General features: G+C 64.3%; 10 protein-coding genes. 3 read left to right on the top strand and 7 right to left on the bottom strand.

What is annotated here, in order from left to right:
* Window positions 1–4 precede the first annotated feature (4 nt).
* Window positions 5–886: a 4-hydroxy-tetrahydrodipicolinate synthase gene (gene dapA, locus V3328_RS19380; protein ID WP_340331363.1), complete on the bottom strand. Its 882-nt coding sequence runs from the start codon at window positions 884–886 to the stop codon at window positions 5–7.
* Window positions 887–1,122: 236 nt separating this feature from the next.
* Here dapA and V3328_RS19375 point away from each other — a divergent pair, with 236 nt between their 5' ends.
* Both V3328_RS19375 and V3328_RS19370 read left to right on the top strand, forming a co-directional pair.
* Window positions 1,123–3,459 carry a lytic transglycosylase domain-containing protein gene (locus V3328_RS19375; RefSeq protein WP_340331362.1) on the top strand — a complete coding sequence of 779 codons (2,337 nt, stop codon included), beginning with the start codon at window positions 1,123–1,125 and terminating at the stop codon, window positions 3,457–3,459.
* 31 nt (window positions 3,460–3,490) lie between these two features.
* A complete protein-coding gene (locus V3328_RS19370) occupies window positions 3,491–4,414 on the top strand; it encodes an alpha/beta fold hydrolase (protein ID WP_340331361.1) in 924 nt (307 codons plus the stop codon).
* Window positions 4,415–4,448: 34 nt separating this feature from the next.
* On the opposite strand, the gene V3328_RS19365 is transcribed toward V3328_RS19370, so the two are convergent.
* The 6 genes from V3328_RS19365 to V3328_RS19340 form a co-directional block, all read right to left on the bottom strand.
* On the bottom strand, window positions 4,449–5,294 hold the full coding sequence (locus tag V3328_RS19365; RefSeq protein ID WP_340331360.1) for an OmpA family protein: 846 nt from the start codon (window positions 5,292–5,294) through the stop codon (window positions 4,449–4,451).
* 184 nt (window positions 5,295–5,478) lie between these two features.
* A complete protein-coding gene (locus V3328_RS19360) occupies window positions 5,479–6,864 on the bottom strand; it encodes a porin (RefSeq protein ID WP_340331359.1) in 1,386 nt (461 codons plus the stop codon).
* Between the two features lie 542 nt (window positions 6,865–7,406).
* A complete protein-coding gene (locus V3328_RS19355) occupies window positions 7,407–8,780 on the bottom strand; it encodes a DcaP family trimeric outer membrane transporter (protein ID WP_340331358.1) in 1,374 nt (457 codons plus the stop codon).
* 311 nt (window positions 8,781–9,091) lie between these two features.
* On the bottom strand, window positions 9,092–9,613 hold the full coding sequence (gene hpaR, locus V3328_RS19350; RefSeq protein ID WP_340331357.1) for a homoprotocatechuate degradation operon regulator HpaR: 522 nt from the start codon (window positions 9,611–9,613) through the stop codon (window positions 9,092–9,094).
* Between the two features lie 268 nt (window positions 9,614–9,881).
* Complete coding sequence (hpaD, locus tag V3328_RS19345; protein WP_340331356.1) at window positions 9,882–10,865, bottom strand: 3,4-dihydroxyphenylacetate 2,3-dioxygenase; 984 nt, start codon at window positions 10,863–10,865, stop codon at window positions 9,882–9,884.
* Between the two features lie 206 nt (window positions 10,866–11,071).
* Window positions 11,072–11,473, bottom strand: a complete 402-nt coding sequence (locus V3328_RS19340; protein WP_340331355.1) for a 5-carboxymethyl-2-hydroxymuconate Delta-isomerase — start codon at window positions 11,471–11,473, stop codon at window positions 11,072–11,074.
* Window positions 11,474–11,712: 239 nt separating this feature from the next.
* Here V3328_RS19340 and V3328_RS19335 point away from each other — a divergent pair, with 239 nt between their 5' ends.
* Window positions 11,713–14,037: a xanthine dehydrogenase family protein molybdopterin-binding subunit gene (locus tag V3328_RS19335; RefSeq protein WP_340331354.1), complete on the top strand. Its 2,325-nt coding sequence runs from the start codon at window positions 11,713–11,715 to the stop codon at window positions 14,035–14,037.
* The last annotated feature ends 69 nt before the right edge of the window (window positions 14,038–14,106 follow it).

The raw sequence follows: 14,106 nt of genomic DNA, 5'->3' as shown, positions 1-14,106 counted from the left end.
GCCGTCAGGCGTTCAGCAGGCCGGCGTGGACCATCGCGTCGCGCACCTCCGCCTTCGTTCCCTCGGACACCTCGATGATCGGCAGGCGGACGAGCGGCTTGCAACGGTCGAGCAGCGACACGGCATACTTCACCGGCGCCGGGCTGGTCTCGATGAACAGTGCCCGGTGCAGCGGCATCAGCCGATCCTGGTAATCGAGGGCGGACGCGTAATCTCCCTCGCTGCAGGCACGCTGGAAATCCGCGCAGAGTCGCGGCGCGACGTTGGAGGTCACGGAAATGCAGCCGACACCGCCATGCGCATTGAAGCCGAGCGCGGTCGGATCCTCGCCGGACAGCTGGACGAAATCCTTGCCGCAGGCAGCGCGCTGCAGGCTGACGCGGGCCAGATTCGCGGTGGCATCCTTGACGCCGACGATGTTGTCGCAGTCCTCGAAGAGGCGCGCCATCGTCTCGACGCTCATGTCGACGACGCTGCGGCCGGGAATGTTGTAGATGAGGATCGGAATCCCGATGGCGTCGTTGATCGCCTTGAAGTGCCTGTAGAGCCCCTCCTGCGTGGGCTTGTTATAGTAGGGCATGACGATCAGAACGCCGTCCGCCCCCGCCTCCTCGGCATGCGTCGAGAACTCGATGGCCTCGGCAGTGTTGTTTGAGCCGGCCCCGGCGATCACCGGCACCCGGCCGTTGGTGGCCTCGACGCACAGTTCGACGACACGCTTGTGCTCCTCGTGCGACAGCGTCGGGGACTCGCCGGTGGTGCCGACCGGGACGAGGCCGTCGGAGCCTTCGGTGATCTGCCAGTCGACGAAGTCCTGGAACGCTTTCTCGTCCACCGCCCCGTTCGAGAACGGCGTGATCAGCGCGGTGATCGATCCCTTGAACATGCGTTCCTCCGTATCGGCCTGTGGCGGCCATGCTGCCCGGCTTCCCAACGGGTCGGGAATGGGGCGATTTCGGCCGGGAGCATAGAGTCAAGACGTCGCACCGGCAAGGAGTTGGAACGCCGGGCTGAACGCCTATGTCAGGTTGACATGATCTCGCCAAAAGTCGTCCGCATAATAGAAAATTCAGCTTTTTATGTCGAAAGTGCCAGGTTATGCACCGTAAGCGAATTACGACATTGACCGTTGCGTTCGCGCTCCCGGCCATTGCGCTGCCGGCGACCGCCCTCTGGGCCGCGACGTCCGTGCCTCTGCCGAGGGAACGGCCGGTCGACGTTGCCTCCGGTATCGCGCAGACAGCCACGGACGAGGTCGTGGTCGGCACCGTCGCCGACGGCGATACCGAGCAGGTGCTGTCAGCCTCCGATTTTCCGCTTCCCAGGCCGCGGCCCGACGATGCCGGTCCCGCCGCGCACGAACTGTTCGAGACCGCCGGATTCGACGCCCCCGTCGTGGATGCCCATACCGCCGCGGTTACGAACCAGGCGATCAATTTCATCAGCGCCAAGCGCTACGACGACGCGCTCGCCCTGCAGAAGACGCTGAGCGACCCCGCGGCCCGGAAGCTGATCGAGTTCTACTACGTCCGGGACTATTCCCTGTCGGCGCCGTATTCGCGCATGCAGGCCTTCCTGAAGGAAAATCCGGACTGGCCCAACCAGGACCTGATCCGCAGGCGATTCGAGGTGGCCCTGCTGGCCCAGCGCGCCAGCGCCGAAACGGTTATCGAGGCGTTCGCCGACGAACCGCCGATCACAAGCCCCGGCGTGATCGTCTATGCAAGCGCACTCAAGGCGACGGGCGCAGAGGAGCGCTCGGGCGAGTTGATCCGCGCACTGTGGCGCACCCAGTCGCTCACGACGGGCGAAGAGAGCCTCGTGCTCAGCCGCTTCGCCGATGCGCTCGAGCGCGAAGATCACAAGAAACGCATGGACATGCTGCTTTACAACGGCGAGTCCTCAGCCGCGCTGCGTGTCGCCGCCAAGCTCGGCGGCAACGAGAAGAAGCTGGCCGAGGCCCGGATCGCCGTCAGCAGGCGCTCGTCTTCAGCCGGATCCGCGCTGGACAACCTGCCGCAGGAGGTCAGGTCCGATCCCGGATACCTGCTATCGCGCATACAATGGAACCGGCGGGCCGACCGCGACGATTTCGCGGCCAAGCTGCTGCTCGAGGCGAGTTTCGAGCCCGACCAATTGGTCGATCCCGACGAATGGGCGCTGGAGCGGCGCATCGTCGCGCGGGAACTCGTCGAGACCGGGAACCCGGACGTCGTCAAGACGGCCTACGAACTGGTCAGCAAGCATGCCGCCGAGTCTGCAATCGATCGGCTCGAGAACGAGTGGCACGCCGGCTGGATCGCCCTCCGCTTCCTCAAGGACCCCGAAGCCGCGTCAAAGCACTTCGCCGAGATCCTCAATGTCGCGACCACCCCGATCAGCACGTCGCGCGCACATTACTGGCTCGGCCGCGCTGCGGAGGAAGCCGGCGATATCCCCACCGCCTTGAAGTACTACACCCAGGCCGGCGAGCAGCCGACCACCTACTACGGCCAGCTTGCGCTCAACCGGATCGGCAAGACTTCCGTGCCGCGTCCCGACAAGCCGCTGATCGCCGACACGGCGCGCCGCATCATCGGCGAGCGCGACAGCATCCGCGCCATGCGCCTGCTGGTGCAGATCGGTCGCGAGGACGAGGCTGCCCGGTTCATGATAACCATGGCAGAAGAGACCGACGACCCGCTCACTCTCGTCGGCATTTGCGAGACGGCCCAGCAACTGGGCATGACGTGGGGCACCGTATGGATGGGCAAGCGCGGCACACGCGCCGGCGCACCAACGGAGGCCTACGCGTTCTCAACCGACGGGATGCCAGATTTCCCGAAGATCGGCCCGGGCATCGATCCGGCCGTGGTCTACGCGATCGCACGCCAGGAAAGCGTCTTCAATCCGTCCGCCCTCAGCCCCGCCGGCGCACGCGGCCTGATGCAGATGATGCCGGCGACCGCGAAAGCGACCGCACAGGCATATGGCCAAACCTACAATCTCGATCGCCTGACCTCCGACCCCACCTACAATGCAACGCTCGGGGCGGCGCATCTCGGCGAACTGGCCGAGCGCTTCGACAACGCCTATGCGCTCGTCTTCGCCGCCTACAATGCCGGTCCCGGCCGCGTCTATGAATGGATCGAGAGGTTCGGCGATCCGCGCAAGGGCGAAATCGACCCGGTCGACTGGGTCGAGCTGATTCCCTACAACGAGACCCGGAACTATGTTCAGCGCGTGATGGAAGGCCTGCAGGTATACCGTGCGCGACTGGGTGAAGAGAATCAGCCGCTCCTCATCGCAGAAGACCTGCGGCTGCCTCTCGACACGGGCCAGTCGGTGATCGCCGCGGCGACTTCCGCCGGAGACGCTGGCAACAACGGCGTTCCCGGAGTATTCAGCGGTTTCGGCGACGGCCCGGTCAATACCGGCGCCCCGCCGTCTACGGCCCTGGGTTTCGGCAGCGGCCTTTAGCTTCCAACCCGATTTTGCGGAAACAGGCTTCATGACGGACGCCGCTCCGGCCGGCATACGACAGGACGAAGCCGGCGCGCCGGCGGAATGGCGGGACGTCCTCGTCACCGCACAGGACGGCCTGCGCATCCATGTGCGCGACTATCCCGGCGAGTCCCGCCACCTGCCGGTCGTCTGCCTCCCCGGATTGACGCGGAACGGCCGCGACTTTCACGAACTTGCCCGCTTCCTTTCGACCCACAAGGATCGTCCCCGCAGGGTACTTGCCGTCGATTTTCGCGGTCGCGGCGGGTCCGGATACGACCCGAACTGGAAGAACTACACCCCCTCGACGGAACTGGCGGACGTCCTCGACGTCTTGACCGCCTGCCGTGTCGATGCGGCATGCTTCGTGGGGACATCCCGCGGCGGGCTCGTGACGATGCTGATGGCGGCAGCACGACCGAGCGCCCTGCGCGCGGCGATACTCAACGATATCGGACCGGAGATCGAAGGCCGCGGCCTGCTGCGCATCAAGAACCTGCTGTCGGCGACCAGGGATCCCGGCTCGTGGGAACAGGCGACTGACACGCTGCGGCGGGCTTACGAGCAGCAGTTCCCCGCGGTCGACGACGCCGGATGGGCGTCCTATACCCGCAAGACATTCGCCGATCGCGACGGCAGACCGGTCCGCGACTTCGATCCCAAGTTGATGAAAACGCTGGAGAATGTCGACTTCAACCAGCCCCTGCAGACCATCTGGCCGCAATTCGACGGCCTCGCGAAAGTTCCGCTGATGGTGGTGCGGGGAGAGCACTCGGACATACTGTCGGAAAAGACGCTCGCCGGCATGACGGCCCGGCGGACGAATACCGAAGTCGTCATCGCCGAAGGCTCGGGCCACGCGCCGATGCTGACGGAACCGGACATACTCGGCCGGATTGCAGCGTTCATCGCGGCCGCCGAGGACCGGTGACGCGGATTTGCGGCTGAGCCGGCGGCGCCGGAGATCAGTCGCGCAGCACGAATTCGATGCGCCGGTTGCGCGCCTTGCCCGCCAGGCTGGCGTTCGATCGAAGCGGCCTGCTCTCTCCGTAGCCAAGCGCCGTGAACCGCCGTTCGGGAATTCCGTCGGCAACCAGCAGGTCGACGACGGTGCGAGCTCGATCGAGACTCAGGCGATAGTTCGATTCGTCGGTGCCGTCGGAGTCGGTATGGCCGGCCACCGCGATCATCGCGCCCGGACACCGAGCCGCCGTGTAGGCAACCCGGTCGACAAGAACCTTGCTGTCCCCGGTCACGTCCGCCCTCCCGGCTTCGAATTCGATGGGATGGGCTTCGATCAAGGCGGCCAGCGCCCGCTCGCAGTCGGGCGCTGCGATGGGGGGCCCATCGGGTCCCGCCACGACATCGGAAGCCTCGACCACGTAGCCTGGCGGCCAGCCGGACGCGGTGGCGGCGACGAGCGCCTGCTTCGCCTTTTCGTGGTAGGCCGCGCCCGAAAACTGCAGATGCTGTCCTGCCAGCACGAAGTCACCTGCGGCGACCAGGTCCATCAACGTCGTCGCGCGTACAGCCGCGGCGGCGAAATCGGGAGGCGCGCCTTCAACCTCGGTCAGCACGATCGTCTTGGGCAGGTCGGGTGCGGCGGAAGAAGCAGCGTCGACAATCGCGTTGCGGGTTGCCTGATCGGGGACCGACCCGGCGATCTCCAAGGCATCTCCGGTCCGGCGGATTTCCAGCCGATATACGTCCTTACCCTGCGATGCGGCGCCGGTTTCCTCCGCCCCGACAGGCGCGGCCGCGGCCACACTGCAGATCGCGAGCGCCGCGAGTAATGAAAAGCCGATTCTCATGTGACCGTCCCGGGAAAGAGATGCTCTGCAAAACCTACAGGATTCGCGATCTGGCGCAGAGTGCCACCCGGTATAGAAGATCGCCGGGCGATAGGGCCGGGACAAAAAAAGCCCCGGCAGCTTTCGCTGCCGGGGCCGGGTAGGCCGGACGGCCGGCCCGGAGGCCGGTCGTCCATGATCCCAATCAGAAGGACCGAGTGACCTGGAAGGCGGCCGAGAAGGCGCCGTCGCTGTCGTTGGCGAGCGGGTTGAAGAAGTACGGGGTGAAGGTACCGCCGAACGTGCCCGAGCCATTGAGGTCGATGTTGCCGTACACCAGGTCGACCTGGAAGGTCGTCCGCGGGACCGGGGTCCACGCGAAGTCCAGGTAGACGTCCCAGGTGTCGACTTCCTGATCCGTGGCGAAACCGGCCAGCGGAGCGAAGAAGTTGAGCTGGGTCGTCGGCACGGAAACCTGCCCGTAACCACCGCCGATGGTCGTGTTGAACGTCGGCGTCCAGTTGTGGGTGAAGTTCGCCATAACCGACCAGGTGGTCACGGTGTCGGTGATGCAGCCGCCGAGCGCCGGAACAACCCAGTTGCAGAGGCCCCAAACGACGTTGGCGCCACCGGCCCAGCTATCCTGGTAGTACTGGTGAGCACCGTCCGTGTAGATCGCCTTGAAGGAGAAGAAGTCGCCTTCGCCGATCGACGGGGTGTTGATGACCAAGCCGAACAGGGCGGCCCAGCCGATCTCCGAGTCCGTCTGGTTGCCGGCGAGCGGGGCCGGAGCCAGACCGTTGCCTGCAACTTCACGGAACTCGTTGTTGTGGATCGCACCCGACAGCTGGGCATTACCCCAGTCGCCGTCGACGCGGATGTTGGCGACAACGTCCGGCATCGAGTTGCGGTCGTTGACCACGAAGTTCGGCGCGGGCGGCGTGGCATAGATGCCGGTCGCCAGGATCGCACCCGGGTTGTTGTACTCCTGGTCTTCGATAGCGACCGAGAGCGAGAACCCGTTGCCGAACGACTGGGTGTAGCGGATCTGGTTGCGGCGCATGAAGTTGTCGCCGACCAGAACGTACGGATCAGTCGTCGAAGCCGACGAGTCGAGATGCAGGAACGTCGACCACGTCTTACCGAACGTCCAGTTACCGAACTGAACGAAGGCGTGACGAAGGGACGCCGGACCACCGGTACGCGTGTCGTTGTCCGTCGCCTGAATTTCGATGAACGCACGGACGGTGCCGTACTCAGTCGAAGTGCGGGCGTCGAAGTTCACACGGCCCTGGCCGTACATCTCAAGGGTGTCATTGAGAGTGTGACCGTCCGGAATGATGAAATCCGGGCGATAGAACTCGTCAACGAAAGCCCAGTTATCCTGACCGCCGACCACAACCAGTCGTGCGAAGCCACCGACCTTGAAGCAGATGTCGGTTCCCGGCAGCTCGATGAAACCGGTGATGTCACACCGATACACCGGCTCCCGGGGAGCCTTAACATCCATCATCATGTCGGCGGCCTGGGCCCCGGTGGCCGCTACGAGAAACGCAGCCGAGCCGAGGAAGATGCTTCTCATCTTGTTCATCCTGACCTCCAATTTCCAATCTAGGGACCAGGTTTCGTTCCTCTGGGCGCGAGCCACTGGAATTCCCCTAATTCCCCGCGAGACACTTGCGGACCCGAGGCGACCCCGAACGCAAGCTGCGCGACTCCCCGGATCCCCGGCGTCGCACCGTCAAATTACCGAAGGCCGATTTGCGATCAACAAGCAAAGTCCCGGTTTGGCCCGCTGCAGCGCCTTTTCCAGGCGGTGTTGCACAAACACCACGTTGTGGCCGTTTGGCCGCAAGATCCGGCGGAAACCCAGGCGGGAACTGGGTTTTTTGCTGCGCCAGACCACTCCCGAATGCCCGGATCGGCCATTCGCAGGTAAGGTCTCGTTAACACTCCGCCGGCCGCCGCGGCTCCAGCCGCTCGCCTCGGGCCGCCGAATCCCGCTGCGCGAATCGAGGATCTGGACAGCCCGATAGGCGACCGGAGAATCGCCGCGACACCTCCGGCATCGCGCACGAAAAAGCCCCGGCGAACGACTCGCCGGGGCACATGCAAGGAAGGAGCTGCAGGAGTTCAGAATGTCCGGGTGATGTCGATGCCGAAACCGAACGCACCCTCGTCGTCTTTCGCGAACGGGTTGGCGAAGAAGGGATCGAACACCCCGAGGAACGTCCCTGCCCCGTTGAAGTCGACGTGACCGTAATGGAGGTCGAACAGGAAGGTCAGGTTGTTGACCGGCGTCCAGGACACGTTGCCGAAGAATTCATACGTGTCCATCTCGAAGTTCGAGGCTCCACTGAACGTGAAGAGGTCGAGCCGCGTCAGCGGCGCGTCCACGTTCTGATAGCCCGCGCCGAAGGTCGAGGCGATGGTCGGCGACCAGTTGTGGGTATAGGACGCCAGCACAGACCATGTGGTCACGGTATCGACGATGCAGCCGCCGAGCGCCGGCACCAGCCAGTTGCACAGCCCCCATACCGGGTTCGCCGAGCCCAGGAAGTTGTCCTGATTGTACTGGGTCGCGCCATCCGTATACATCGCCTTGAAGGTGAAGTAGTCGCCCTCGCCCGTCATCGGCGTATCGATGTACGTGCCGAACAGCACCGCCCAGCCGAACTCGTCGTCGGTCTGGTTACCCGGCAGCGGTGCCGGAGCCATGCCTGCGCCGTTGACCTCGCGGAACTCGTTCTGGTGCACCGCGCCCGAGAGCTGGGCATTGCCCCAGTCACCCTCGAACCTGATCGCCGCCACCACGTCCGGCATCGAGCTGCGGTCGTTGACCACGAAGTTCGCGCCGGGAGGCGTGAAATAGACGCCCTGGGCGTTCATGGCGTACGGATAGTCGTATTCCTGATCTTCCAGGGCGACCATCAGCGTGAAGCCGCTTCCGAACGACTGCGTGTAACGTATCTGGTTGCGACGGATGTAGTTGTCGCCGGTGACCGTCACGAAGTCGGAGTAGACCGGGCTCGAATCGAGGTGCAGGAAAGTCGACCACGTCTTGCCGAACGTCCAGTTGCCGAACTGCACGAAGGCATGACGCAGGTCGGCGGAGCCGCCGGTGCGCGTGTCGTTGTCATATGCCTGCAATTCGACAAACGCGCGGACTGTGCCGTACTCCGTGGACGTGCGCGCATCGAAGTTGATACGACCGTAGCCGTACATGCCGAAGGTGTCGTTCAGGGTATGGCCGTCGGGAACGATGCCGTAGGCAGCGCCGACCGCCGGATCCCACTGGTCCTCGTAGGCATACAAGGTCAGGGCCGCAAAGCCGCCGACCTTGAAGCAGATGTCGGTGCCCGGCAGTTCGATAAAGCCGGTAATGTCACACCTGTACACAGGCTCGCGGGGAGCCTTCACGTCCATCATCATGTCGGCGGCATTCGCGCCGGTGCTCGCAGCCACGACCGCAGCCGAACCGAGCAAGAGGGCCCTCAAAGTCTTCATCTGTTTCTCCGGACGGCACGAAAAGGACGTGGCTGCGAACGCATGGTTCGTTAGCTGTTCCGTTTACCCCAGATACTCGCGAATCCGTGCCGTGACCCGCGAGACTCGTCCAACAGAACGCCGTTAGACTTTGTGGCCAGTATTTTTGCTGCGCAATCGATTTGGTCGAGCGGATGGCCAGGAAATGGCGAATCTCGAGCATATGTGGCACGGAATCCACATATTGGAATCGCTCCACAGATTCTGAGCGCGGAGTTCGGCCTCTTTTCTAGCCATCTGATCTATTTTGGAGCAATTCCGGCGCCATCCGATCACTCGAACTCTTCTTTACCGGGTGCCTTCAGTGCTTCGATCATGTGGTCCAGGAGGTCATAAAGTTCCTGCATCCGTTCCGGCCCGATATCCCTTGCGATCGACGCGTACACCGCTTCGGTCTGCGGGCCGAAGGAGTCGACGAAGGCGCTGCCGTGATCGGTCAGGGTCACGATGATGCGACGCTTGTCGGCCTCGTTCGTCCGCCGCGTGATGTAGCCGGCCTCCTCCATCTTCGGCAGGATCCGCGACAGGCTGGCGGGATGGATCACGCAGGTTTCGGCGAGATCGAGTATTTCCGCCGATCCCCTGTCCGCGAGCGCGCGCATGATGCGCCACTGCTGGTCGGTCACCGACTTCGCATGCATCAGCGGCCGGAAGCGCTGCATCATCACTTCGCGGGCGCGCAACATCTTGATGGGCAACGCCCTGTCGAACGGCCTGATTTTCGCCGCGTGTTCCGACGCATCGATCGTTCCGGTCTCGCCCCTGGCGGCGACATCGCTGTTGGTCGACGGCATTCTTCCACCCCTCGTGCATATTTTTTTCGAGTTTAGACATACGGTCGCCCGTGGCAACGCGGCCGTGCGTATAACTTTAGGGTAGTTCTTTCGCCGAGGGGAAAATAACCGGCTAATTTATGGAAGCATCAATAAAAATTGAAAAAGCAAACTTGCAGAGTCGAGTTTGCAGATCCAAAGCGGCCATCCGCAGCTGCGGAATGCGGGTCTCTTTTCCTGCGATCATCTCGGAACGATTGAGTCAGCCGATGCAATTGCGCGGCCCGGTTCATCGGGCGACGATTGGCTGTGCCTCCAGCACCGGCTCCAGCACTTCGGTCCCGTCGAAGAACGAGCCTTCCTCGAACCAGCTCTTCGGCGCCGGATGGCCCCACAGGGTCTGGCGCTGAGGATCCCGGAGCGTCCAGCGAATGGGTTCGTGGTCGGGATCTGCCGTCAGATAATCACTGGTGAACAACTCGAGCCGGTGGCCGTCCGGGTCACGCAGGTACAGAAAGAACGCGTTGGAGATCCCGTGGCGCCCCGGGCCGCGTTCCATGCTCTTCAGGTAGCCGCTCGTCGCCAGCACGTCGCAGATGTGCAGGATGTCCATCGGCGTTGCGGTCCACATGCCGATATGATGCAGGCGCGGACCCCGGCCGTTGGTGAAGGCAAGATCGTGGACATTGCCCTTGCGATGCATCCAGATCGCCCAGAGTTTCGGATCCGGGTCCTCCGTTTCCGTGTACTCGGTCACCCGGAACCCGATGTCGCGATAGAAATCGTGGCTGGCCTGGACGTCGGGCGTGAAGCAGTTGACGTGGTCGATGCGCTGGATCCGTGCGCCGCGATAGGCAGAATACTTCTGCAGCATCGACGGCACGCTCTCCATCCTGAAGTAGAACTCGATCGGCATGCCCACGGGATCGATGGCCCGCAACGTGCGGCCCTGGTGGTCCCGCTCGACGAACTCGGCCCGCAGACCCTGGCTGTCGAACCAGAAGGCGGCCCGGTCCAGGTCGTCTTCGCTCGCCACCTTGAAGCCCGCCGCACGAACGCCCGGCGCCTCGGCACGCCTCAGAATGAGGCTGTGGTGGTTGCGCTCCTCGATCGCGCGCAGATAGACCTTGTCGGCAGCCTCGTCCGTCACGATCAGGCCGAGGCAATCGACATAGAACGCCCTGGATGCCTCCAGGTCCGTAACGGTAAAATCGACATGGCTGACGCGCACGACATTGAACGGCGGGCTCAGAACGGGCCTGGTGACGGGCATCTGACGTAATCCTCCCGATGAGACGCGCCTACTCACGAAGGCTGCGCGTCTGGTTCCGCCGCGACAAGTTCGGCTTCCGCGGAGACCGCGGGTCGCGTTCGTATTCGGCGGCCGGCCTGACCCGGTAGCCCGCACATGACCCGACAGGCACAGGCGCCGCATTGACATGGCACAGGGCGGCTGCGCCACGGCAGAGTTGAGCGGCCTCAGCCCTCACCCCGATATTCCGCATTGCGGCGCTCGCGGATCGTGTTGCGGCGGAATGTCATCGACCGGTCGATCTCGTGCACCTCGACGGTCAGCGACACCGGCGTCGAGGAAATCAGGCCGGCCAGCGCCGCCTCTGCGGTCGCCAGCAGCGACCTGCCGAGAGTCTCGCGCGCCGCGGCGGGACGGCCTTCGCCGATCCGGGCCGTGATCTGCACGAAGCCATTGTCCGGATTTCCGTCGGCGATCCGGTAGACGTCACGACGCACGGCGCGGCTTCGGATCCCGTCTATGTCGAACAGTCCGCTCGCCAGGGCGGTATCGTGCAGTGCCTCGATCAGCGCCTGGATTTCGAGATCGGACTCGAGATTGGCGCTGTACTCGACAATCACGTGCGGCATGCCTCGCCGTCCTCCCCTTGCGGGCTCTGTCAAGCCCACGGCTTATTAGTTAATCTGCCAAACGGTATATTTCGGAGCCCGGGAGGTGGTCAATCGGCGGCATCTGCGCCATCTTGTGACTTCCGACTGATATCAACTCAACATCCGCAGGCCGTACGGCTTCCTTTCCGGACACTCGCGACGGGACCGATCGAACCTGCGTCCGAAACTGCCGACAACCGATCGAGGCTGCCCCCATTATGAGCCGTTCCCCCGAATTCGCCATTGGTCAATCCGTCCGCCGCTCCGAGGACCCCAAGCTGGTCACCGGCAAGGGGCGCTACACGGACGATATATCGCTGCCCGGCCAGGCATACGGCTACGTGCTCCGCTCGCCATTCGCGCACGGCACTATCGGCGCCATCGACATCTCGGCCGCCAGGCAGATGCCCGGCGTTCTGGCAATCTACACGGGGGCGGACCTGGAGGCCGCGGGCTACGGGAGCCTGCCGGCCAACATCCAGATGACCGGACGCGATGGCACTCCGATGGCCAAGCCGCCGCGCCCCTTGCTGGCCGTTGGCAAGGTGACCTTCGTGGGCGACCCGGTCGCATTCGTTGTGGCCGAATCCGCCTCCCAGGCCCGCGACGCGGCCGAAGCGATCGAACTCGACATCGACCCCCTGCCCGCGGTGACCTCCGCCGAGGAGGCGCTGAAACCAGGCGCGCCGCAGATCCACGAAGAGGCGCCGGGCAACCTCGCGATCGACTTCCACTCCGGCGACAGCGAAGCCGTCGACAGGGCCATCGCCGCGGCAGACCACGTGACGCGCCTTTCGCTGTCGAGCGACCGGCTTGTCGTCGCTGCCATGGAGCCGCGTGCGGCGCTTGCCCGCTTCGAACCCGAGACCGGGCGCTACGAGGTGCATGTCCCCAGCCAAGGGGTCTTCGCCATGCACAACTTCCTGGCCGCCGTCCTCGACGTGGAACCGAAGATGGTGCATCTGCTGACCGACAATGTCGGCGGGTCATTCGGCATGAAGTCGATGCTCTATCCCGAGACCGTCCTGGTCTGCCACGCCGCCAAGGATCTCGGACGACCGGTCAAATGGACGTCCGACCGCTCCGGCGCCTTCGTCTCCGACAGCCACGGCCGCGACATCCAGGTGACCGGCACGCTCGCGCTCGACAAGCTCGGCAACTTCCTGGCCCTGCGTCTCGAAGGTTTCGGCAACATCGGCGCGCATCTCGGCCATGTCGCGCCGATCTACTTCACTGCCAACATCGCCAAGAACGTCGTCAGCGTCTACCGCACGCCGCTGATCGAGGTGGGCATCAAGTGCGCCTTCACCAATACCACCTTCACCGGCCCATACCGGGGCGCCGGGCGGCCGGACGCCAACTACCTGATGGAGCGACTGATCGACACCGCAGCCGAGGAGATGGGCCTCGACCGGGTGAAGATCCGCAAGCGCAACCAGATCAAGCCAAGCCAGATTCCCTACAGGGCGCCCTCGGATCTCACCTATGACAGCGGCGATTTTCCGGGCGTCCTCAACGACGCGGTGGAGCTTTCCGACTGGCACGGCTTCAAGACGCGCCGCCGCGAGGCGAAGAAGCGCGGCAAGCTGCTTGGCCGCGGCATCGGTTCGTATCTCGAGGTGACGGCACCGCCCAACAAGGAGATGGGCGGCATCCGCTTCGAGGAGGACGGCACGGTGTCGATCATCACCGGCACCCTCGACTACGGCCAGGGCCATGCCGCCCCATTCGCGCAGGTCCTGTCCGAGAAGCTGGGCGTGCCGTTCGACCGCATCCGCCTGCGCCAGGGCGATTCCGACGAGGTCGTGTTCGGCGCCGGGACCGGCGGCTCGCGCTCTGCGATGATGAGCGGCGCGGCGATTGCCGAGGCCAGCGAAAAGGTGGTCGAGAAGGGCAAGCAACTCGCCGGCGTGGCGCTGGAGGTCGCGGTCGGGGACATCGAGTTCGAGGACGGACGCTTCTCTGTCGCCGGCACCGACCTGTCGATCGACATCATGGAGCTTGCCGACAAGGTGCGGCAGGGCCTCGCTCTGCCCGATGGGACTCCCGACGGGCTCGACGTCACTCATCTTACCGACGTTATCCCGTCGTCGTTTCCCAACGGCAGCCATGTCGCGGAGGTGGAGATAGACCCGGAGACCGGCGTGGTGGAAGTGGTGCGCTACACGATGGTCAACGACTTCGGCACCATCCTCAATCCGATGCTGGTGGAGGGACAGCTGCACGGCGGTGTGATGCAGGGCATCGGCCAGGCGCTGATGGAGACGACCCTCTACGACGAGGAGGGCCAGCTTCTGACCGGTTCGTTCACCGACTACGCCATGCCGCGGGCCGACAACGCGCCGGACTTCGTGTTCGCCAGCCATCCGGTGCCGGCGACGACCAACCCGCTCGGCGTGAAGGGCTGCGGCGAGGCCGGCTGCGCCGGCTCGCTGTCGGCGATCATGAATGCGGTGGTGGATGCGCTCCGGCCTTACGGCGTGACCCACATGGAGATGCCGGTGACCCCGGAGAAGGTTTGGCGGGCGATCAACGGCAACTGAATTCTCCAAAAGGGAACGCGGCGGCCCCCCAGCGACCCGCCGCGTTCCGGTCCGCGACCTCCAGAGGCC

It is taken from the genome of Microbaculum marinum, assembly GCF_037855135.1.
Taxonomy (GTDB): domain Bacteria; phylum Pseudomonadota; class Alphaproteobacteria; order Rhizobiales; family Tepidamorphaceae; genus Microbaculum; species Microbaculum marinum.
The sequence above is the reverse complement of the archived record's forward strand: the minus strand, read 5'-3'. Positions and strand labels throughout refer to the sequence as shown.